Annotated in this window: 21 protein-coding genes; 8 read left to right on the forward strand and 13 right to left on the reverse strand. The window is 44.8% G+C overall.

Annotation, left to right across the window (positions count from 1 at the left end; genetic code table 11):
- On the forward strand, positions 1-444 hold a 444-nt coding region (pgsA, locus tag F6K37_RS10225), incomplete at its 5' end, for a CDP-diacylglycerol--glycerol-3-phosphate 3-phosphatidyltransferase (RefSeq protein WP_287249933.1).
- Here the strand turns inward: pgsA and F6K37_RS10230 are convergent.
- The 3 genes from F6K37_RS10230 to surE form a co-directional block, all read right to left on the reverse strand.
- The gene (locus F6K37_RS10230) at positions 390-1,328 is read right to left on the reverse strand and encodes an NAD-dependent epimerase/dehydratase family protein (protein WP_008185637.1); all 939 of its coding nucleotides are present in this window, start codon (positions 1,326-1,328) and stop codon (positions 390-392) included. The two genes, pgsA and F6K37_RS10230, sit on opposite strands and share 55 nt — an antisense overlap.
- 122 nt (positions 1,329-1,450) lie before the next feature.
- Positions 1,451-1,612 carry a hypothetical protein gene (locus tag F6K37_RS10235; protein ID WP_165691854.1) on the reverse strand — a complete coding sequence of 54 codons (162 nt, stop codon included), beginning with the start codon at positions 1,610-1,612 and terminating at the stop codon, positions 1,451-1,453.
- A 102-nt stretch (positions 1,613-1,714) separates the two neighbouring features.
- Positions 1,715-2,398: a 5'/3'-nucleotidase SurE gene (gene surE / locus F6K37_RS10240; RefSeq protein WP_287249935.1), complete on the reverse strand. Its 684-nt coding sequence runs from the start codon at positions 2,396-2,398 to the stop codon at positions 1,715-1,717.
- Between the two features lie 277 nt (positions 2,399-2,675).
- Between surE and F6K37_RS10245 the strand changes: the two genes are divergently transcribed.
- Positions 2,676-2,987 carry a hypothetical protein gene (locus F6K37_RS10245; protein ID WP_044493570.1) on the forward strand — a complete coding sequence of 104 codons (312 nt, stop codon included), beginning with the start codon at positions 2,676-2,678 and terminating at the stop codon, positions 2,985-2,987.
- Between the two features lie 379 nt (positions 2,988-3,366).
- Here the strand turns inward: F6K37_RS10245 and F6K37_RS10250 are convergent, their stop codons facing one another.
- Positions 3,367-3,612, reverse strand: a complete 246-nt coding sequence (locus F6K37_RS10250; protein ID WP_008185628.1) for a hypothetical protein — start codon at positions 3,610-3,612, stop codon at positions 3,367-3,369.
- Between the two features lie 695 nt (positions 3,613-4,307).
- Between F6K37_RS10250 and F6K37_RS10255 the strand changes: the two genes are divergently transcribed.
- Both F6K37_RS10255 and F6K37_RS10260 read left to right on the forward strand, forming a co-directional pair.
- Positions 4,308-4,997 carry a Crp/Fnr family transcriptional regulator gene (locus tag F6K37_RS10255; protein WP_008185625.1) on the forward strand — a complete coding sequence of 230 codons (690 nt, stop codon included), beginning with the start codon at positions 4,308-4,310 and terminating at the stop codon, positions 4,995-4,997.
- Positions 4,998-5,595: 598 nt separating this feature from the next.
- Entirely contained in the window at positions 5,596-6,672 is a 1,077-nt protein-coding gene (locus F6K37_RS10260) for a glycosyltransferase family 4 protein (RefSeq protein WP_008185623.1), read from the forward strand.
- 461 nt (positions 6,673-7,133) lie between these two features.
- Here the strand turns inward: F6K37_RS10260 and pgmB are convergent, their stop codons facing one another.
- The 5 genes from pgmB to F6K37_RS10285 form a co-directional block, all read right to left on the reverse strand.
- Positions 7,134-10,115, reverse strand: a complete 2,982-nt coding sequence (pgmB, locus tag F6K37_RS10265; protein WP_008185621.1) for a beta-phosphoglucomutase — start codon at positions 10,113-10,115, stop codon at positions 7,134-7,136.
- 840 nt (positions 10,116-10,955) lie between these two features.
- Positions 10,956-13,376, reverse strand: coding sequence for a sucrose synthase (locus tag F6K37_RS10270; RefSeq protein WP_008185619.1), 2,421 nt, complete (start codon positions 13,374-13,376; stop codon positions 10,956-10,958).
- Between the two features lie 38 nt (positions 13,377-13,414).
- Positions 13,415-13,570 (reverse strand): hypothetical protein, encoded by a 156-nt coding sequence (locus tag F6K37_RS10275; protein WP_154659831.1) that lies wholly within the window; start codon positions 13,568-13,570, stop codon positions 13,415-13,417.
- 298 nt (positions 13,571-13,868) lie between these two features.
- Positions 13,869-16,115 carry an amylo-alpha-1,6-glucosidase gene (locus F6K37_RS10280; RefSeq protein ID WP_008185616.1) on the reverse strand — a complete coding sequence of 749 codons (2,247 nt, stop codon included), beginning with the start codon at positions 16,113-16,115 and terminating at the stop codon, positions 13,869-13,871.
- Between the two features lie 78 nt (positions 16,116-16,193).
- Positions 16,194-16,355, reverse strand: coding sequence for a hypothetical protein (locus F6K37_RS10285; protein WP_287249944.1), 162 nt, complete (start codon positions 16,353-16,355; stop codon positions 16,194-16,196).
- A gap of 343 nt (positions 16,356-16,698) precedes the next feature.
- Here F6K37_RS10285 and F6K37_RS10290 point away from each other — a divergent pair, with 343 nt between their 5' ends.
- Positions 16,699-18,489, forward strand: coding sequence for a M61 family metallopeptidase (locus F6K37_RS10290; RefSeq protein ID WP_287249946.1), 1,791 nt, complete (start codon positions 16,699-16,701; stop codon positions 18,487-18,489).
- A 205-nt stretch (positions 18,490-18,694) separates the two neighbouring features.
- Here the strand turns inward: F6K37_RS10290 and F6K37_RS45465 are convergent, their stop codons facing one another.
- Positions 18,695-18,907 (reverse strand): hypothetical protein, encoded by a 213-nt coding sequence (locus tag F6K37_RS45465; protein WP_502708056.1) that lies wholly within the window; start codon positions 18,905-18,907, stop codon positions 18,695-18,697.
- Between the two features lie 456 nt (positions 18,908-19,363).
- On the opposite strand from F6K37_RS45465, the gene F6K37_RS10295 reads away from it, so the two are divergent.
- The 3 genes from F6K37_RS10295 to F6K37_RS10305 all read left to right on the forward strand — a co-directional run bounded on the left by F6K37_RS10295 (position 19,364) and on the right by F6K37_RS10305 (position 20,728).
- The gene (locus tag F6K37_RS10295) at positions 19,364-19,975 is read left to right on the forward strand and encodes a Uma2 family endonuclease (RefSeq protein ID WP_287249948.1); all 612 of its coding nucleotides are present in this window, start codon (positions 19,364-19,366) and stop codon (positions 19,973-19,975) included.
- Positions 19,976-20,134: 159 nt separating this feature from the next.
- Entirely contained in the window at positions 20,135-20,398 is a 264-nt protein-coding gene (locus F6K37_RS10300; protein WP_287249951.1) for a DUF433 domain-containing protein, read from the forward strand.
- A gap of 117 nt (positions 20,399-20,515) precedes the next feature.
- Entirely contained in the window at positions 20,516-20,728 is a 213-nt protein-coding gene (locus tag F6K37_RS10305) for a RelB antitoxin-like protein (RefSeq protein WP_008185606.1), read from the forward strand.
- Positions 20,729-20,777: 49 nt separating this feature from the next.
- Here F6K37_RS10305 and F6K37_RS10310 read toward each other — a convergent pair whose 3' ends face one another.
- The 3 genes from F6K37_RS10310 to F6K37_RS10320 form a co-directional block, all read right to left on the reverse strand.
- Complete coding sequence (locus F6K37_RS10310) at positions 20,778-21,761, reverse strand: ABC transporter ATP-binding protein (protein ID WP_008185604.1); 984 nt, start codon at positions 21,759-21,761, stop codon at positions 20,778-20,780.
- A 28-nt stretch (positions 21,762-21,789) separates the two neighbouring features.
- Positions 21,790-22,005 (reverse strand): hypothetical protein, encoded by a 216-nt coding sequence (locus tag F6K37_RS10315; RefSeq protein ID WP_287249954.1) that lies wholly within the window; start codon positions 22,003-22,005, stop codon positions 21,790-21,792.
- A 149-nt stretch (positions 22,006-22,154) separates the two neighbouring features.
- Positions 22,155-22,562, reverse strand: a 408-nt coding sequence (locus tag F6K37_RS10320) for a GUN4 domain-containing protein (protein ID WP_287249956.1), incomplete at its 5' end; no start/stop codon positions are given.

Here is a 22,562-nt window from a genome sequence, read left to right on the forward strand (position 1 = left end):
TTTCTCCTTGCTGCTGGAACGGATTGGTTAGATGGTTATCTAGCTCGTAAACTGAACCAAATTACTGATTTAGGCAAATTCCTTGACCCGTTAGTGGATAAATTTTTGGTACTAGCGCCCCTACTAGCATTAATTGAGCTAGGTCAGGTACCCGCTTGGGGAGTCTGTTTGATTTTGGCACGGGAGTTAGCGATCGCAGGTTGGCGAGTTAACCCCAAGTTATCCGGTAGCGCTAGCATACAGGGAGCCAATATCTGGGGTAAACTCAAAACCGTCAGCCAAATTAGTGCGATCGCACTTTTAATTGCTCCAACTCCCGACACCTGGATCATCCCATCCCTTGTCCTTTTCTGGCTATCGGTCGTCCTAACCTTAATCTCTGGTTTAGTTTACCTGTTACCCGCTAATATCTGGTCATCAACGGCAAAATCCACGTCAGCTTGATCCCGACCTGAAGCCAGATAATCATTCTCAAAGGAATCCTTCAGTCCCGAAAGCAAATCATACTCCGGTTGCCAGTTAAGTTCCGTCTTAGCCTTATGGATATCAGCAAAAAAGTGCTGTAATCGAAATGGGAAAGCCTTGCGCTTACCAAAATCAAACTGCTTGGGGTCATAATGCACGAGCTTGACCTCTGAAGCCGACTTACCACAGGCCATAGCACAGGTTCGTGCTAAACCATCAAAGGTGACATAGCGTTCCCCGGACACATTGTAAATTTTCCCAATCGCTTCCGGATTCCCCAATACTGCCGCCATTGCCCTCGCCAAGTCCTGACAATGACCTAACTGAGTAATGTGCATGCCATTACCAGGGATGGGAATGGTGCGATCGCGAACAATCCGGTCAAAAAACCAAGCTTCAACATCATTATAATTTTGGGGACCATAGATATAAGTTGGACGAATCGCCGTAAATGGCACCCCAAGTTCTTGTAGGTAAGCCTCAGTATGATGTTTACCCTTGTGGCGAGAATTGGGATCAACTGGATCTCCTTCGAGATGGGGTAACTGCTCCGACTTCAAATACACCCCAGCGGAACTCATATACACAAAATGCTGCACCCGGTCTTTAAAAATTTCCACTAACGGTTGAGTATCACTCAACTCCCGAGCATTATTATCGAAAATTCCATCAAACTCTTGAGACGATAACATTTCCTTGAGCTGATTGGGATCCTTGCGATCGCCATGAATCTGTTGGACTCCTGGCAGTGGCGCTGGCTTATTTCCCCGATTGAACAGCACCACCTCATGGCCCATCTCCACCAAAACCTTGGTTAAATAAACCCCAACAAACCGGGTACCACCCATGATTAAAATTCGCATGGTAACTAATTACTAAAAACTTTGATTCACGCTATGGATTAATTCCCTCTTCGCGTACTTTGTGCGTAAGTATTCAGCTATCAGCTATCAGCTATCAGCTATCAGCTATCAGCTATCAGCTATCAGCTATCAGCCATTGGCCAAGCTACACCGAACAGCTTTTGAATAAAATAAGCTGACGGCTGACGGCTGACGGCTGACCACTGACCGCTGACGGCTGACCACTGACCACTGACCACTGACCACTGAATGCTTACCTTTGTGCCTTGGTGGTTCCAAACCAAACCACCAATAGCATTGCCAGGACTTGGAGAGTTACTCTACTAGTAGGGGCACCCTACTACCTAAGGGCGTTTGGTGCCCAGTTTTGGGTAAGTCCTGATGCCTTAAAGTCGCAACTGAGTCACAGCAATATTACCCGAAAAACACACATCCACATCAGTACCAGGAGCGCGATCGCGTTTGTTATACTCCCCCTCATAATAGTAGTGATCCCCGTCCACACGATACTTTGTCGGTAACGGTTGAGTACTCGGTTCACAAAATACCACCTCTGGCTCAGGTGAACCCGGTTCCAAGTGAGGTAAATTCACATTCCAGTAAGTACCAGCAGAAATCGGACGATTCAACAAATCCGCCAACACCCTAGCTGTCAAACGACTGGCCACCTCCCAATTAATCACCCAAGGTTTTTTAATCCATTGGGAAATCGCAATACCTGGTATTCCCTGTATCGCCGCTTCCCTAACCGCCGCCACTGTACCAGAAATGTAAACATCAACCCCCAAGTTACCGCCAGCATTAATACCTGACAGAACCCACTTTACCTCTGGTATAATATGTGATATTGCAAGGCGAGTACAATCCGCTGGGGTACTAGAGACTGCATACTCATAGTCTGACCGACGTTGGACGTGAATCGGTTTATATGTAGTCACCTGATGGCCACAGCCTGAATGATGCTCCACCGGAGCGATAATTACAAAATTACCGTTACCGTTGACCGCTTGCTCTAGTGCTTTAATTCCGGGAGCATCTATCCCATCATCGTTCGTTAGGATTATAGTCATTAGTTTAGTCGTTAGTGGTTAGTCATTAACAGCTGAGTATGGGAAACGATCTAATCCAAGCCAAACTATCAAGGAATATCGAAACCGTATTACAAACTTAAAGTCAATCATCTCAAATTGCTTGAGCATTTGCACGCTTATACTTACTTTGGGTATAAACTTAGCTTTTGGTTTAGCTATTGAACTTAAGCTCTGATCTCCGTACAGCTAACGAGCTAATAGCTGTTTACCCAGGAAAGTAGCCCTTAAGCTGACCGCTCAATGGGTATAGCTGCCCATGAGCAGCCATCTGACAACCTCAGTTCAAAATCTTTCAAGCAACTGTTATGGCAAGTCAGGGATACATCTACAACCTTCAACCTATTGGCACACCAGGATTATGACTCAAAATAGCAAAAATCAGCCATCTACCCACTCTCAGCCAACTGTTAATTTTACCGAAGAAGAGCTGCAAGATATCTTACGCTATGCTAACGAACACGGTATTAATCCTTTTAGACTAGTCAAAGCCATTGCCCAAATTAGGAAACAGAGAATTGCTCAGGCTCACCAGAGTCAGATTCGGACCAGGGAAACTGTGTTTCAATAGAGGTTAGTGGACGGTAGTTAAAGTCCGTGTGAATTTGTTGGCCGTCAGCTTCTTTAACAAGAAGTGGTCGAGGTAATTCCTCTGCTACTCTATGCATAGTTAGGAAGGGTAAGCCAAGACACAATTAATTTTTTTTCCTTATATCTTAACACTCTCAGTGTGTATCGGATATACTGAAATAGTAATGGTAAGGTCGATACCATTAGGGAAACAAAAACTCAGAAATAATTGACTATTAAATCCCTGAAAACTGATGTTTGTAATTTAGATTCTGATCCACAAGTTTAAAAAAATCCGCTTAGTCAGGATTTTAAAATACAGTACCTTCCTAAACCCTTTGGTTATTTTAGTGACTTTTAAATAAAAACTGCTCTTTATTTTAAATGTGAATTAACGGGTTAATATCCTTGTCTTGATGCAGTCGCTCATGGGGGAAACCACGCCAGTTGCTCATGGTTTGTTCGCGTTCGCCTTTGGCGTGGCCTACGGCCAAGCGTCGCCTTTGGCGATAGTTACCGTAAGACAGGCTCGCCTTAATCAATGGAGGCGCGCTTTCCGCTTGAAGAATTAAATTACGGGGTCGCGCCTCAAGTTTTAACCCTTTTTTGCATAACCTACCAACCATAAAGGCTCAACGTAATCAGGTTTCGTCTCCGGGGGGAACCCCCAAGACCGCACTGGCTCCCCAAGACCGCGCTGCATCGCTTAAAAAAGGATTCATGAAACGGCAAAAAATACGTCAAAACCTGAATATTTAAAAAAAAGTAACCGTTATTACAGGGCTATTTCATTATGGTCTGAGATGGGCTGCTGCTATTATAGATGCACTTTCAAATTGAACCTGGGGTTAAAACAATGGGAATAGCTAGGGTTAAAGGTAGTAAACTTGTTTGGGTCGCAGAATTAACTGATAGAGGGTTTTACGTTCGGGATGCTCTAACTACCTGCTGGTAGTGCATAGGTTCATACTCTAGAAAAAAAAGACTCTCCTACTACAATCAAAGATTTAAGTTCCCATGTAATTTTAAAAATCACTCGTTACCAACAAAGGGGTTCAGCCACTAAACTATTAAATTTAAATGGGCGACAGCTTAGTGGGGGAGGGTTGAATTAAATTATCTACGTAACTGGTGAACGATAACACTCAACAGTCCATAGCTGATAGTATCATCAGTATTCACCTTTACCTGTTAGTTTAATAGAGTTGGTTTAATAGAATGTGGTTAACCACCATCACTGCTACGCTAGGAAGTTTCCAAGCAGTTCCAGATCGTCAAAGCGTGTGTATCATTACTTTCAATCTCAGCTTAAAGAACCCTAATGCAGACTAAAGCTTATAGTGACCTTTTCCCACTATTTAATACAGCTAGCCCAAAAACCTTAGAATGGTTTGAATCCATTGCGGTGGAGCATGAGTACCCAACCGACCGAGCTATCATCATGGAAGATGCTTGGGGTAATGCTGTTTACTTTATTGTCTCCGGCTGGGTTAAAGTGCGACACTTACGCGGTGAAAACGATGTCACACTGGCAATTTTGGGTCGGGGTGACTTTTTTGGTGAAATGGCAATTCTTGATGAATCTCCCCGCTCCACCGATATCGTTGCCATGTCGAACGTGCGACTACTGACCATTTCTGCGCAACGCTTTATTCAAACTCTGTTTAAAGATCCCCAGTTGCACCATCGCATGTTACAACTGATGGTGCGGCGGTTACGTCAGAGCAATGTCCGGTTACAAAATCGGTATCAGCCTCCAGCGGTTAATTTAGTCAATACTCTAGTTGGTTTGGCAGAAAATTACGGTGAAATCACTGAAAAAGGCACAGAAATCTATAACATTTGCTATCAAGACTTAGCTGACATCACAGATATCAGTGTAGAGGATACTACCAAAATTATGAAAAAGCTGGAGAGTAAGGGCTGGATTAAGGCTGACCCGGAGCAGCAGACTATGCGCTTGATGAATATCAAGCAGCTAACTCAGCTTGTCAGACGAGGTAGCTCATGAGGCAAGATTAGCTCTAGGTACTACCTGCGCCACAAGGGAGGCGTGGGCTGTGGGACTAAAGTTCGTAAAACCCACATTCCTCACTACTCAATACTCACTACATTGTGTAGTGCTAAAAAATGACGAATTTTGAGGATTTTGCGATGGGGCTGACGCCACCCCCCGAACGGCTAATCGCCATTACCCTGACTCACTAAATCCTCTTCCTACACCCCATACCGGCTTGACCCACACTGGTTCACCCTACAGGCTTGTCACCCTACACTCGACACCCTGTCTACTTTTCAAGTGGGTTGTTAGCCTCTTAGGTTTAGGAGATTTGGCTGAATTTACCAACATCGGGCTTGATAGATTACTTATCATAAGCTAATATTTCTTCATAAAGTTAAATAAAACTTAAATTAATTAACCTGCCTACACCTGTAGGGTGCTGACTTACTCCCGGGGAATGTAGATAGATTAGGTCTAGCTTCTTCCCAAAAGCTAAAAACTTTCTGTAAGATAGCAGAATCGGTTTTTATTTGTGATCAGAGCACCGTCTTAAGTTTTACTAGCTCTCAATCAAGCCAATTTAGAAGATTTTTGGAGGACTATAGATATGCGGATAGCTCAAGTTTCCCCCTTATGGGAGAGAGTTCCCCCACCAGGCTATGGTGGGATCGAACTAGTTGTGAGCCAACTCACTGATGAATTAGTTCGTCGCGGTCACGATGTCACCCTATTTGCGTCTGGAGATTCCATCACTAAGGCTAAACTAAAGTCTGTGGCTCCTCAGGCTTTGCGCCTTGACCCCTCCGTAGAGGCACCAATAGTTTACGAACTACTGCAACTGGCTCAGATTGGCGAGGTGGCTGATGAGTTTGACCTAATTCACTTTCACACAGGGATGATTACCTTTCCGGTGATTGACATGTACAAGACCCCTGTGGTTCATACCATGCATGGTCGCTTCGGCCATGATATTAGCAAGGCTTATGCGCGATACAGCCACATACCCCATATTAGCATCAGTAATCATCAGCGGTCATCCGGACCAGAGATGAATTACGTTGCCACCGTTTACAATGGTGTTAAAATAGAGGATTATCCGTTCAATCCAAAACCAGCCGATGACCCCCCCTACTTAGGGTTTTTGGGTCGTTTGTCAAAGGAGAAAGGACCTCATCATGCGATCAGAATTGCCCGTGAAACTGGCTGGAACTTGAAAATGGCGGGCAAGGTTGATGTAGTTGACCGGGAATTCTTCGAACAAGAAATTGCTCCGGAAATCGACGGTAAACAAATTCAATACTTGGGTGAAGTCAGCCACGAAGAGAAGGTGGAATTATTATCCAAAGCCAGCCTGACCGTCTTTCCGATTACCTGGCCCGAACCTTTTGGTTTGGTGATGATTGAGTCAATGTGTGTTGGGACTCCAGTGATTGCCACGAACTTTGGCTCTGTACCGGAAGTGGTGGCCGACAAGAGAACTGGCATAATCTGTGCCAATGTTGAGGATATAAACGCTGCCATTCCAGAGGCTCTTAAACTGTCTCGGGAAGAGTGCCGTAAGTATGTGGAAGAGACTTTCAGCGTTCCCAAGATGGTTGATGGCTATGAAGCGGCTTTTCAGAAAGTGATCGAACAGCATATGTCAGCTAATGGCACAACCTCAGCCCCTGTCAGTGCAGTCTAATCGTTTTGATATTGCTTAACGCTTTGTCCAGATAATTATAGGAAATCGGGAGGCAAAACTCCCCACATTCATGGGGAAAATGTAGCCCACCACTGCACTTTTCAGTGCGGTTAATCTGTTAGTATCAAAAAGTGAAACCCAGTAGGAAAAACCATCTACGTTTTGAAATAATCTAGTTCAATCTAGTTAAGGAAAAATCCCTGCAAAGCAGGTCACTACTAGATCCACTAGTCTACCTATAGGTGGGAAGCAATGGTGGTAATTCACTCTAAACATAAAAATTAAATAGAAAAGTCCTGAGTTGCCAAGTTCATTGATTTCTGAATAAGAAATGACAGGAACTGATTTATATTAAGCAGCACTCGCTACTCAGTACTCAGGACAAAACCCACAAAAATATGGCTGGGTGAATTAGACTTCACCCAGCCAATTTAGTTCCAAATAGTTAGTTAATGCATACCCTAACAAGGAATTAAACGATTTCCTGCTAATTGTTTGTGGAGGTTGCTCCAGTGTATGCCTTCGAGACTGGGTAACACCAGGTGGGCTGCTCCAACTCGTTCAACTGGACCAAGTCCTACAGCCCACATACCAGCAGCTAGAGCGGCTTCGACACCAGATCCGGCATCTTCTACTACTACACAATAAGCGGGTTCCAATCCCAACTGCTGTGCTGCGTGCAAGAACAGATCTGGTGCTGGCTTAGAGCGGGTCACACTGTAGCCGTCAGAAATTGAATCAATGCGATCGCTAATACCCAATCGTTCCATAACTTCCTTGGCATTTTTGCTACCGGAGCCAATCGCTACTTTGATACCAGCTTCCTTGAGTTCAATCAGTAACTCTAGAGCTCCAGGTAGTAAGTCAGCCTTAGAGATGTTCTTGATCAATTCCAGATAGTACTTATTTTTGCGATCCATCATCTCTTGGAGTTGGTCTTCTGTGGCTGAGCGACCGTTCAAAAGTTCCATCAGGGACTCTCGACGTGAAAGACCCCGCAGTGCTTCGTTGGCCTCGCGATTAAAGGGAATACCCTCTTCATCGGCTAGTTTTTGCCAAGCTTGGTAATGATATTCTGCGGTATCGGTGATTACGCCATCTAAGTCAAAAATCACACCCTGGATTTGAGCTGGAGAGCCGGGGGGTCGAGAACTTGGGGAGATGGTAGCCTCAGATTGTGCTGTTTGAGTACTGGTTTCTGGATTGAGATCAAACTCGTACTTCTTTCCACGCCATTGCAGCTTAAACTTGAGACGTGTCCAGCCCGGTAGGAAGTGGGGAATAGCAACAGGTCCATTGTCTGTGAACTTGATCCCAGCGCATCCAAAGATTATAGCTTGCCATACACCACCACCGGAAGCACCATGAATTCCTTCATGAGCGTTACGCCGCACATTTTCGAGGTCTACCATCGCTGCCCGCATAAAGTGTACATAAGCTTCCTCTGTCTTTCCTAATTCACAGCCGAGGATGGCGTGAACCGCAGGACCGAGGGACGAACCATAGGTGTGATCGGTGCGAGGAGAATAGTAGTCCCAACTTCGTTGCAAAATTTCCCGGTATTTCTCTGGCTCAGAGGTTACGCCGTACTGCTCCCGCATCAGGTATAGCAACATCAAGACATCTGGCTGCTTGAGCACTTGCTTTTTACTTGCTCCCTCAATGCCAAGGATAGCCTGCATGGAACGGGTACGTGGCTCGTAATCTTGGAGGTTGATGTCTTCAATTTGGAAGAACCCCTCACACTGTTCGATTAAGTCCCTTTCATGGTCATAGGGTATCCACATCCGACGGATAATTTCAGACCACAGACTAACTCGGCTTGGGGTTAGCTCCAGTGTTTCTTCCAGTTCTTTAGCTTTCTGTGGATGTTCCCGACGCAACCAGTCTAGGACGAACTGAGCAGTCTCTAGGTGCCATTGAACCATGCGGTTGGTGAAGGCATTGTTGTCTACCCCTTCGTGGTATTCATCCGGACCAATCACATCCCGCAGTTCATAGCGTTCCCGTTTACCATTCCACTCAACCCGAGTTCCCCAGAATACCGCTGTATCTAGGATAATCTCAGCACCGTAACGCACCACCCAGTCATCATCACCAGTAGCCTGCCAATATTTCCAGATACCATAGACTACATCAGTAGTGATGTGGAGTTCGCGATCGCCACACCAAATTCGGATCGGGTCTCCATCCTTCTCAGCAGAGAGAACCCAGCGAGGGGTTACTTCGTCGCCGGTGTCAGCACTTTCCCAGGCGTAAACGGCTCCCGGATAGCCCTGAAGCTTAGCTTTACGCCTTGCCCCAGGTAAAGTATGGTAACGGTAGGTCAGCAAATTCTTGGCAATCTGGGGCTGAGTTAATATCATCAGCGGCAGCATAAAAATTTCTGTGTCCCAGAAAACGTGACCCCGATAGCCAAAACCAGAAAGGGTTTTAGCGGGAATATTCACCCGGTCATCATGACGAGGAGCACTAATGAACAGTTGGAACATATTGTAGCGTATAGCAATCTGAGCGTTGATGTCCCCTTCAATGACAACATCACTATCTTGCCAAATCTTATCCCAAGCTGCCTCATGTCGAGAGAATAGGGTTAGATAATCTGGTTGGTTGACCAGGTGTTCCTGGGCTACCTTTTCTGGGTTTTCGGTGTCCCGGGATGTGAACACACTAATTACTTTATCCAGGGTCACTAGCTGTCCTGAGCGCACGTGTAAGCTAGTGGCTAAGGTGGGGTGACCTTCACAACCCTTTAGCTGTATTTGGGCATCATCAACACCACTTACACTGACTCGGGAAGCCATACCCAGTTCGATAGCCGTATGACGGGTGCGAACGTGTAACCAGATACCTCCTTCTGATGTCTGGTTAGTTCCCGTTGAAATCTGACCCTGTTTCAACCATTCCCAGTGGAGCACCCCTTGGTTATCTGGGTAGCCATTGATGCTGGCTTGAATTTCGATGGCGCCATCGAAATCCACCGGAGTGATTTGACAGCGAAGGGCTAACAGATGGTCATCAGCCATACTGGCAAAACGCTCGACATGGATATCGATAGTCTTACCACCAGGACTACGCCAACGCACATCACGAGTTAGCTTGCCTCGATGCAGGTCAAGTTGACGTTCGTAGTGCAAGATCTCGCCTTGATCAAGACGAAAGCGTTCACCTTCTACAACTATCACTATAGGTAGCCAATCAGGACAATTAGCCAGTTCAGTATAGACAACTGGCACATCGTCGTAGACACCATTAATCAATGTCATTGGCCATGCACCGTGATACCCTTCCTCAAAGCTACCTCGGGTACTGAGGTAACCATTCCCAAGGGTAAAAACGGTTTCCTTGTAGTGCAATTGAGTCGGATCAAATTTGGTCTCAGTTACTGTCCAGTCGCTGTAGATGTGGTTAGAGCTAGATGGGGACGATACTTTGGCATCCATAGTTAGTCGTTAGTGTTGCTGTGGTGGGTGGTTCCTTGAGTGAGGTCAAACGCTTCCCTTCCCTTGTGGGGTATAGGGTGTAGGGTTTAGGGAGTGGGAGAGAGAGCTGATGGGGGTGTGAACAGAAGATGGCACAACGCCACCCTTGAAACTCGGATCACTAACACCAGATTTTCCCCATACCCCATACCCGACAATCTAAACCCCTGCTGTCAAGGGAAGGCTACTAGCAATTAATTGAAATAGTTATTGGCTCAGGCAAATTGCCCATAATTAGTGAATTCACTAATAATTATGCGATTTCCGCATTAACTGACACATCAACAAATCTTTGGTTAGCTGTTGGTAGCCGACATCGGACGATGAGTTTAGGTCAGTTAACGATAGGAGGCTTAATAACTAGTAATTTCTATAACTAGTAATTTCTAGAATCAGCCTCCATGATTGCACGGGTTTTGTGCAACTGAGATCGGGAGTAAAGTTTGTCGGACTTAGTCCCGCTTCCGCGAAGGGCAATGTTGGTTGTAAAGGCTGGTTGGGCTAGCAGCAGATTTTTCCCTCACCTTAACTACTAGCGGCAGGGCTACGAACTGGCGGTCATTCGTAGCTGTCGTAACCATTACAACGAGCGGACTAATGTCCATCGTGGTGCATCTTAGCTAGTAAATTCCCGATTAACCGGAAATTACCAGGGAATTAACTAAGAGTGAGTTCTTATTAGCTTAAAATCAGTAGAATTTGAAGGCTTTTAAGCATTACTTTAGAAACAGTCAGCTCAACCATTCAGTTGTGATGCTTTCTGCTCCCCCTCCTCACTTTTTTATAGCCCATAATCTCTGATTAACGCGACCTATGCTTGGCTAGTAAGTTTGTCGCTCTGGGTTTGTAAATCAGATAGAACAAAGCTTCTAGGTAGCGCAGCAGAGCTTCTCGGCTTTCTTTAGAGGTTTCGCTCCAGAATCCGTAAATTTTTGCGAGTGAGAGCAGCTGTTTGGTATGCAACTGCCAATTGTATTTATCCCGAACTCGCTTGATACCTGCTTGAGAAATTTTCTGCCAGTAGTCAGGGGTGTGTTCGCACTTTGAAATAAATTGCTGAATTTTTTCGGCAGTATCTTGCAAGTCTGTGGGATTAATGAGAAACCCATTATCGCCGTTTTGAATAATCTCTGATGGTCCACCAAATTGAGTAGCAAATGTTGGTAAACCGGAGATCATGGCTTCTAAAACCGTTAGACCAAAGGCTTCAAAGCGAGCAGGATGGACTAAAAATCCCCCCAAATCAGCAATCACTCGGTAGGATTCACCGATATCAGGGGTGGTCAGACGTAGTCCGATCCATCGAATTTTGCCATGAAGATTGTATTGCTTAATTAGCTGGTTAAGCTTCTCGATTTCCCCTTTCTCTTCTGGATCAGTGGCGTCCTCAACCCTGACATGGCTAGTAATTAAAATTAGGTTGCACTTTTGCTGAAGTTCTTTTGAACTGGCAAAGCATTCCACTAAGCCACTCAGATTTTTGATTGAGGTTAGGGGCGCAATACTCAGAATCGGGCGCTGGTTAGGACTGTTGAGATAGCCGACAATTTCGGGGTCTTCCTTGCTCAACAGCAAGTCTTTAACCCGTTCACTGTCGTGGGCAATCCGGTCTGATGTCTGGGTGTAGGGAAAGAAAATGTTTTCGTTGACCCCTGGTGGTACCACATTAAATTTGGGGCTGAATAACTCAATCCCATTCACCACATGATACAGTTCGGGCATACTGAAACACTTGTAAGACTCGTAGTAGCCTACACTCTCTGGTGTTCCCACAAGCTCCTCATAGGTACTGGTCAGAATGAAATCCGCTGAATTCATCGCAATTAAATCAGCGGTGAATTGTATGGAGAAGTTGTATTGGGACTCAAAGTCTTTCCAGTAGAGGTCACTAAACAGATATTTAGGCTTTTCCATGGTGTGGGCAATACTGCCATGGATAGCGTTTAGGCGTCTCGCCAGCAGAAACGCAACTAAACTTCCATCGGAATAGTTTCCGATAATTAAGTCTGGACTACCCTGGAATTCTTCTAGCAGCGCTTTTTCTGAATCTAAGGCAAAGGATTCGAGATAGGGCCAGATCTCAAATTTGGAAATCCAGTTTTGAGTGACTTTTGGGTTAAATTCCTGGAAAGGAACCCGTAAAATCCAACCGTTGCTGGTGCCTTGGATTTTTTCTAGGCGTAGATTGCACTGGGTACCTTCACAGTTGGGAATTAGGCGAGTCAGAACGATCACCTTTGGTTCGACCCCCAGAACGTCAAGACCTGAGAGTTTAATATTGTTTTGGATTGTTTGTTCCAGGCTACGGGCTTGGTCGATGACGTATGCCACTTGACCAGCGGTGTCGGGAAGACCCAAGACTCCTTCTTGACCAACCCAGCCATGAACGGAAACCAGAACAACCCGAAAGATTAGGGGAATACGAGAAATAAAGGCTTCGAGGACTGCATGATCAGGAGCGTCCATTAACCGCTCAAGCAGTTCTAGGGTTTCGCGCACTCGACCAGCAGTGTTACCCCAACCTGCTTCAAAACCGAGAACTTGAAGCTCGAAGCGAAACTTTTCATAGGGGGTGTGAGCTGGTAGCTCTCCCACTAATGTTAGTGCTTCCTTAAGCTTTTCAAAGAGTTGAGTAGTTGAGTCAATCCGGTTATTGAGCAGTAATGGTGTGTGGTCGTAGTGGTGCGCTTGTAAGTTTTTCAACAGCTCCTCTAGCCACTGCTCAGAGTCAGCAAATAATTGGCTAGATAGGTAACGGTTAAGAAACTCCAGCCCATTGCCAATCTTTCTCGGGTCACGAATTGTAGGAGTATTTTTGTAAAACGGACCAACATCAATTTCTAGCAGACCCCCTTTTTCTGGGAAGTAGCGCTTAACCCAGCGATCGCGTAAGCTCAGTAACTCCTCCACTGGCATTGGTTCAAAACTGGTCAAATCCGCTGCTAGCCGATAGATTTCTTGAGAAGCAACCCTTGTCCGCAAGAGAAGCCAAAGGTTTTTCTCTTCCAGAATAATTTCGTGGGTATAGTTCAGTAGTTCGGCGATAGAGGAAGTTCTTTTAAAGTAAGCAGGCTTGTCATGAGTAGTGCAGTAATTATCAAACGCTTGCAGAATCTGATTCCTTAGAAAGTACCGCTCTTGTTCAGATCGCAGTTGACTGATAAACTGACGCAAATCGGCTTTCTCGTTACTTTGGAGAACAGCTCGTAACAAACTAGACATAGTAACTTAGCGTGTCTTGTCCATGGTGGGTCTGTAACCTACTCCCGCTCTAGCCCTTGGCTAGCAGGGAGTAGGATTGTCGTGGGAGATTGGCTCACTCCTTGGGATCTTCTGGCAGTGGGGCAATAGCTTACCCCACTATCTTGATTGGAATTAGGGCGGGGTGTGCCAAGCTTTAAGTAAGCAACCGCCATATTTACATGATTCCCCTAGATCGACAAGGCAGTTGGAAAATACATGGAAACAATTAAGCTTTTAATTTTGATTAAAATTTCAGCAGGATAAATAACCTACACTCAAACACCCTGAACAATAGGTTTCAACTCCCACGCACTAATGGTCAAGACAGCTTGCCGATCATCATAACTGGGCAAGTATAAAGGCAGTGCGTGGGAGATCAGCGCTTAGTGGTCAGGGTCAATTCTATGAAAGCCTTACCACTGTCACGCCGGACAAATTTATAGCCCTATGCTTTGTCCTTTCCCTTTGCCATTAACTGGAGCTTTGGATCACAACCGTGAGGTTACCGGAATTTTTGACCACTTTACAGGTGGTGGTTGTATCAGATCGTTCCAATTGCAAGTCTAGCACCGTTGAGCCAATCCGCAAGTTACGAACTAAGAGTTGATTGATAAAATTTGGTAAAGTTGGTCGGAAAATACGTAAATTTTTTCCTGGAGCATCCGGTCGCAAATTCACCATCATTTGCAGCAGTTGGAAAATGCTGCCAGTTGCCCAGGCTTGGAGAGGACAGGCTCCTGGATACTTTACCGGAGAGCTGTTGGAAGTGCGCTGGTAACCAGAGAATAGTTCTGGAGGACGATAGTAGGGTTGCTCAACTGTCATGTCAATCATGCCTTGGGCAATTTTTAAGGCTTGATCGACTTGATTTAGCGTACGCAATCCTACCGCAATCAAGGAATTTTCGTGGGGCCAGACTGATCCCACGTGATAGCTGATCGGGTTGTAAGCGGCGGATTGATTACTAAGGGTACGAATCCCCCAACCATTGAACATATCTGGTGCTAACAGTCGCTTTGCTACACTAGCTGCTTTTTCTGGGGTAAAAATGCCCAAAGACAAGCAATGACCAGGATTGGAGGTTATGCTATCTACGAGTTTTCCTTGTCCATCTAGTGCTAAGGCACAGAAGTCTAGGTCCTCTAGCCAAAAATCCTGGTTGAAGCGTTGCTTGAGTTCCTTGGCTTGGTTTTCCCAACGCTCGGCTAAATCAATTCGCTGCTTGATCCTGGCCAGATGGCTGAGTCTAGTTTTAGCACCATAGACATAAGCTTGGACTTCGCATAATGCGATCGCTCCCGTTGCTAGGGAACCATCACGAGTGACCATGGAATCACCGGAATCCTTCCACCCTTGATTACGCAAACCTTTTTTGGACTGGCGCTGATAACAGAGATAGCCGTTTTGCTGAGATTGACGATCAATCCAATCCATGGCCGCCAAAGCATGGGGCCAGAGCTGGTCTCGGGTAGTTGTGTCATTGGTCCAAGCATAGTAATCGGCATAGAGCATCAGCCAGAGTGGGGTAGCATCAACTGTACCGTAGTAGGGAGTGTGAGGAATTTCCCGACAGCGAGCCAATTCCCCAACCCGGAGTTCATGCAAAATCTTACCCGGTTGCTCATCCCGCAATGGGTTATCCTCTTGGCCTTGGTACTGGGCTAAAATTTCCAGAGTCCCTTTGGGGATGGTAGGGTCAAGAATTAAGGTTTGTGAGGCAGCAATTATGGAATCTCGGCCAAACAAGGTGGAAAACCGAGGTACTCCTGCGGAAAGAACTGTGCAGCCATTAATAGTCTGCCTTAGTAAAAAGATGTCTCGTATTGCCCGAGAAATCACTTGGTTAAGGGTTTCATTATCGCAGCTAATGTGAGTTACCCGTTTATACCATTCCTGGTTTTGGAGTAAGTTAGCGGTCTTAGCTTGTTCAAGGGTGGCTGGAATTTTAGCTGTAGTGATTCGCGCTTTGTGGGTGAGCAGTTCCAGTCGATAGCCTAAGGTTTCAGTAGCGCCAGGCTTGAGGCACAAGTCCCAAACCCCTGTGTTCCCTTTGTAGGTGTCTGGGAGACGGTGAGTAAAGTCGATCTGAGATTCAATCAGGGAGTTATCCAGTCCCTGGTAAGCTAGGTTGATGGTATCGGTGTTGAACTCACTTAGGGTTAACAGCGTCTCTAAATCGATATCAGGCGGTAGTAAATGCAGCAGAGTTCCCCGCTGCTGTCGCTGATGACCCCTGACTTCAAACCAGTCTTTAAAATCGGCATCAAAACTGAGGCTGACGCTGAAGCTAAGGGGTTGAGTGTCGTAATTGGTGATTACAATTTCTTCCCATAAGCCACCATGGAGGGCTAGCTGCCGCTGAATGCCTAGGGTTTTTGGGGGAAGATTAGGTGAACGGGGATTGCAACACATCACCGATAGGACAAATCCTTCCTCAGCACTGCTACTCAGGGGAATGGGCAGTTGCCCTTCAATTTGTAACTCTAAGCGAGAGAGAAAGCGGGTATCTTGACAAAATAACCCGGTTGTGCTATTATTTTCGTTTTCTAAGTTCCCCGAAATATTCCCTAGGGTATCTGTGATTAAAAACAGGTCATCTACTTTGAGAGGAAGGGTTGGTAGAGGTTGGTTTGTGGTGAGCCGAGGCCATTCGGTCATCGACAACTGCTCGGTAGGAAGGTATCGTCTACCATCTCGTTCGATAATCTGTAGATCCATAAAATCAGCCCTGGGGCTTTGGGTTTAACTAGTGGTGGACGCTTGGGGGATGTCATAAGTCTCTCTCTACCACTGTTGTCAGGGTGGGGAGACATGGACATTACCCAAGTTAATTATCAATTTTTTTGGACAGGTCGAGGATTCAAGATTTAGTAAAGGGAACAGGGAGTAGGGAGTAGGGAGTAGGGAGTAGGGAGTAGGGAGTAGGGAGTAGGGAGTAGGGAACAAACATTCTCTCAATTGATTTAGGATTGCTATCAAATCGGATATTACCAAAAAAAATTTTTAATTACTGTCTAAAAGGTGATTTATTTTTAAAATATATTAAAAATAAATTGATAGTTATTTACTTAGTAAAAATAAAATTATTTACAAAGTTTACGTGTCTATAATTACCTAAACCCAAGGCTGATTTATCATAACACCAAAAACTCTGCTCTCTTTCCGACTATTCCCTACTCCCTATTCCCTATTCCCTATTCCCTGTTCCCTATTCCCTCTATGTTTACATCTCAAATGAAAATGCTATCTAGCCAGAGGATTGCTACCCTTAGAGCTAAATGGTAATCCCTAAAGTTGAGTAATGACTGAAGCAACAACTATTTTTCGGAGCAGCGCAGCCACTAGTACCCTAGCTATTCACTACCATGTCGCTATGCCTCAGCCTCAATCCCATCTGTTTGAGGTAACGCTACAAGTGGAAGGCTGGGAAGCCCCTTTGTTAGATTTAAAGATGCCAGTTTGGACTCCAGGCTCTTACTTAGTGCGGGAGTATGCTCGACATTTACAAGATTTCTCTGCGGATAGGGGTAATCCTACCCAGTCTTTACCGTGGCGGAAACTGGCCAAGAATCATTGGCTAGTGGAAACTGGTGATGCCTCGGCTATCACTGTGCGTTATCGTATCTTTGCTAATGAATTAACGGTACGCACTAATCACTTAGATGCTAGCCACGGTTATTTTAATGGTGCTGCTCTGTTCTTCTTCATCCCAGGATTTGAACAACACCCTTGCCAGGTTACTATCGCGCCACCTAATCCCAATTGGCGGGTGACGACACCCTTACCAGCAGTGTCAGGCAAATTTAATACCTTCAACGCAAGGGATTTCGATACCTTAGTGGATAGTCCCTTTGAAATTGGTGATCATAAGCTCTATGACTTTGAGGTTTTGGGCAAACCCCATCAATTGGCCATCTGGGGAGAGGGGAATGCTGACCCACAACGGATTATTGAGGATACTAAGAAGATTATCCAGGTAGAAGCTGAGCTGTTTGGGGGTTTACCTTATGACCACTATTTGTTCTTGCTGTATCTAACTGGTAGTGGCTTTGGGGGACTGGAACATAAGGATAGTTGTTCGTTAATTTATTCGCGGTTTGGTTTTCGCGCAAAGGATAAGTACAATCGCTTCTTGCAACTGGTGGCTCATGAGTTCTTTCACTTGTGGAATGTTAAGCGGATCCGACCATTAGCCCTAGAAACCTTTGACTATGAAAAGGAAAACTATACGACATCGTTGTGGTTTTGTGAAGGAACAACCAGTTACTATGACTTATTGATTCCCCAACGAGCGGGTATCTATGATGCTAAGACGTTGTTAGAGAATTTGAGTAAAGAAATTACCCGGTTTTTAACTACACCAGGACGTAAGGTGCAGCCCCTGGATCAGTCGAGTTTTGATGCCTGGATTAAGCTTTATCGACGGGATGCAAACAGTGATAATAACCAAATTTCTTATTATTTGAAAGGTGAAATGGTGTCATTATTGCTGGATTTGTTAATCCGGGAGCGCCATGGAAATAAGCGTTCCCTTGATGATGTGATAAGAATTATGTGGGAGCAGTTTGGTAAAGGGGAAATTGGCTTTACTCCCCAACAACTGCGAGAGGTAATAGAATCGGTAGCAGAGCTAGATTTAAGTAATTTCTTCTCGAAGACTATTGAGGGTACTGGGGAATTGCCCTTCAATCAGTATCTCAAACCCTTTGGCTTACAAGTGGTGGCTGTGGATGAAGAATCTGTGCCTTACTTGGGGGTGAAGGTGAGAACTGACAATGGTCAGGACTGGATCCAGTTTGTGGAGATGGATTCTCCTGCGGCAGTGGCAGGAGTGGATGCTGGTGATCAGTTACTGGCTATTGATGGGTTGCGAGTCAATGGGGATCAATTATGCGATCGCTTAAAAGATTACAAAGCTGGTGATGTGATCGAGTTCAGTGTATTCCATCAGGATCAATTGGTCACTCTACCGATTACATTACGCAAATCTCAACCCAGTCGTTACCAAGTGATGCCAGTGAAAAATCCTACCAATGGGCAGCAGCAGAATTTTTCTGGGTGGTTAGGGGCATCTTTGGCCAAGATGAGTTGAGGGGTAAGCATTAAGCCGTCAGCTATCAGCTATCAGCCGTCAGCTATCAGCATTTAGCTATCAGCTATCAGTTTATGCGCAATGGGCTTTTACCCAGACTTTCAATTCTCATTAATCTCGAACTATTAAATTCTCCCGTTCGCGTAGCGTGACCATAGGCCTGCATAGGTTTATTTTAAGCTGACGGCTGACAGCTGACCGCACCTCAAGTAGCGTGCGCGTAGCGCATATGCTTACGAATTTCCTGCATCAGCTGTTCAGGAGTAACGGGTTGACATTTTCCTTCGGCAAACTCTTGTTGAGCTTCTTTAACATCTCTAATTCTCTCGGCTCTTCGGCGATCGCGAAGACGATTTATTAAAATACTAATTAGATTTTCTTGATCGTCTAAGGGCAGTTCATCGGCTGCTTCTAATATTTATGAAAAGGTAGTTTTTGTCATGATGCTTTGGATTTTACAGAAAATAAGTTTTCTTAATTATAGCAATTATCTCTACCATGAGGGACAAAGCGATCCCCCTAAATCCCCCTTAAAAAGGGGGACTTTGAGGTTGATAAGCGTACCTGATAAATCCAATCAACGCTATAGATTTTGTATCCACAGCGATCCCCCTAAATCCCCCTTAAAAAGGGGGACTTTGAGGTTGATAAGCGTACCTGATAAATCCAATCAACGCTATAGATTTTGTATCCACAGCGATCCCCCTAAATCCCCCTTAAAAAGGGGGACTTTGAGGTTGATAACTGTAGCTGATAAATCGAATAAACGCTATAGATTTTGTATCCACCACGATTTACCATTAGGATTTAAGAATTGATAATACCGGCTTACCACTACCAGCATGATTTGACACAGATAAGGAGTTCGATTGTAATGCTTCAAGCTTTACCAACATTTATAACTGTTGATCAGTTTATTACCCAGTATGGTGACAACGAACGCTATGAACTAATCGATGGGGAACTAATTGACATGGAACCTACGGGACCACATGAGGAAGTAGCAGGGTTTGTGGGACGGAAGTTAAATGTGGAGATTGACCGAGGATACCCAGATTATGTTATTCCCTACCGATGTCTGATCAAACTTTTAGCTACCCAAACAGCTTTTCGTCCTGATGTGATTGTATTAGATAGAACTCGGCTCGTAAATGAACCATTATGGCAAAAAGAGCCTGTGATTACGTTGGGAACCTCAATCAAGCTTGTTGTTGAAGTTGTTAGCACAAACTGGCAGAACGATTATGCTCGTAAGGTTGAAGATTATGCCATACTAGGTGTGCCTGAATACTGGATTGTCGATTATCTGGGCATTGGTGGTAGAGATTATATTGGTAAACCTAAACAACCAACCATTACAATTTGCACTTTACTAGATGATGAGTATCAAAAACAATTGTTCCGAAATGATGATGGTCTTGTTTCCAAAGTATTTCCGGATCTTAGTTTAACTGCTAACCATATTTTTGCATCTAGTCAAATTTAGATATTATTGTTAGATATATAGCAATTATCGTAGTCATGATGGACAAATGGAACCCCCTAAATCCCCCTTAAAAAGGGGGACTTTGAGGTTGAAAAGTGTACCTCATAACTGCGAAAAATTCTATATAATGGTAAAACCAGTGTATAAACGGGAGACAACATGAGTAGTGTCATATCAAAGCATATTGAAATTACACCGGGGGTTTGTGGTGGCAAGCCTCGCATTGCCGGTCATCGTATTCGGGTTGAGGATATTGTCATTTGGCACGAAAGAATAGGATTGTCGCCGGATGAAATTGTTTCACAATACCCTACTATTACCCTAGCGGATGTCTATGCTGCTTTAGCCTATTATCATGACCATTTTGAGGAAATCAGGCAACAGATTCGTGAGGATGAAGAATTTGCCCGTGATATGCAATAAAAAACACCTTCCTTGGTTCAGCAAAAGTTAAAGCAGTAAGATGCCCCAGACAATTATTATTTTATGGAATAGGGAATAGGGAACAGATAAGATCAAAAATATCTGTACATTATTACTATGAATATCTCTATATATAGCATTTTAAAATCAATTGAAGTGTGGCGACAGTTATTTCCAGAAGAAAACATTTCTTTAGATGAGTTATCAGAAAGATTAGAAGATTATTGTCTAAACCAAGCGATGGATGAGGCTAAGCTAACTCCTTTGTTAGACCGTGAAGCCGCACTAAAATACTTGGAGGAATCATACGGAAGGTTTATTTTAAGCTGACCGCTGACTGCTGACTGCTGTTCGCGCAGCGTGCGCGTAGCGCATATGCTTACCTCCCATTCAACTCTGGCTTCACCCAACAAGCCACTTCATGGTCAACACTTACTAATTCCAAGGTGGGATCGTTCTGCCAACATTTATCAATCACGAAAGGACAACGAGCAGCAAAGGGACAACCTTGGGGATAATTAGTTAAATCTGGTGGTAACCCTTCAATGGTCTGCAAACGCTCTTGGCGCTGTTCATCCAGACGGGGAATACTGTTGAGTAAACCAATCGTATAGGGATGGCGAGGATTTTTATAGATTTCCATCACCGATGCTTGTTCTACTACTTGACCGGCATACATCACTAAAATCCGATCCGCTAATCCCGCCAATAGCGCCAAATCATGGGTAATCCAAATCACGGCCATGCCAATTTCCTGGCGCAGTTTCTTGACTAATTCTACAATTTGGGCTTGGATGGTCACATCCAAAGCAGTGGTAGGTTCATCCGCAATCAGCAACTGGGGATTACAGGCTAATCCCATGGCAATCATGACTCGCTGGCGCATCCCTCCAGAAAATTGGTGGGGATAGTTACTAATCCGTTCCGCTGCACCAGGAATTCCCACTAATTCTAAGAGTTCAATTGCCCTAGATCGTCCTTGCTCTCGGGTCATTCCTTGGTGTAACCGTAGCGCTTCAGTAATTTGCCTTTCTACCTTTAGTACTGGGTTAAGGGAAGTCATGGGGTCTTGAAAAATCATAGCGATACGGTTACCCCGGATTTTCCGCATTTCCCCCTCACTAAGCTTTTGGAGGTCACGCCCTTCAAAAATGACCTCACCATTGGTAATCTTTCCAGGCGGAGAGGGGATTAGTCCCATAATCGACAGGGCGGTGATACTTTTACCAGAACCTGACTCACCAACTATCCCGAGGGTTTCCCCTTGATTGACCTGGAAGGAAATACCATTGACAGCATGGACAGTACCAGCTGGGGTGAAAAAGCGTGTTTCTAGATTACGAAGGTCTAGGATTGGTGACAAGGGAAAAAATTGAGTATTTTAGTATAGTTTATAGCAAAGGGAACAGGGAATAGGGAATAGGGAATAGGGAGTAGGGAGCAGGGAGCAGGGAGCAGTTAATAGGCAAGAGGCAAGAGGCAAGAGGCAATAGGCAAGAGGCAAGAGGCAATAGGCAAGAGGCAAGAGGCAAGAGGCAAGAGGCAATAGGCAAGAGGCAAGAGGCAAGAGGCAAGAGGCAAGAGGGAAAAAATAATGTGTACCTCAAAGTCCCCCTTTTTAAGGGGGATTTAGGGGGATCCCTTTGTACCTCATCGCTATGATAAACGCTATATAAATGCTAGAGGAAAAGCGCTATCGTAGATTTCATAGTTTTCTACTCCCTACTCCCTACTCCCTACTCCCTACTCCCTAATTCTATAACAAGCATTCATCACATCTATTTTTAATAGTTGCTGCCCAACCAATAGCGGATTCTTCGGCATAAAATATAGCAGCGGGCAAATGACCTTTAGGAGCGTCTAAACTAAAGGTTAAGTGAGAATAATAATGCCAAGAATCGGCATCACCATTGCGCCATCCTACTAGATCGGCGAATTTATTATAATCTTGACTAACTTGCTGCCACAATTGAGATTGTACTCTAAATCCAAAATGACCTTGACTATACTGCTCCCAAAGATGATTGAGTGTTACCAAATCGTCGCAGGGAAAGTCTATTAGGTCGGATTCTCTGAGATAATTTAACCCTTGAAGCCATTCTTGCTCTTTTTTAGTAACGTCCTGCTGTTGTCTAATGGTTTTAGCTATGGATAATACAATTTT

It is taken from the genome of Moorena sp. SIO4E2 (assembly GCF_010671945.1).
In the GTDB taxonomy this organism is placed as follows: Bacteria; Cyanobacteriota; Cyanobacteriia; order Cyanobacteriales; family Coleofasciculaceae; genus Moorena; species Moorena producens.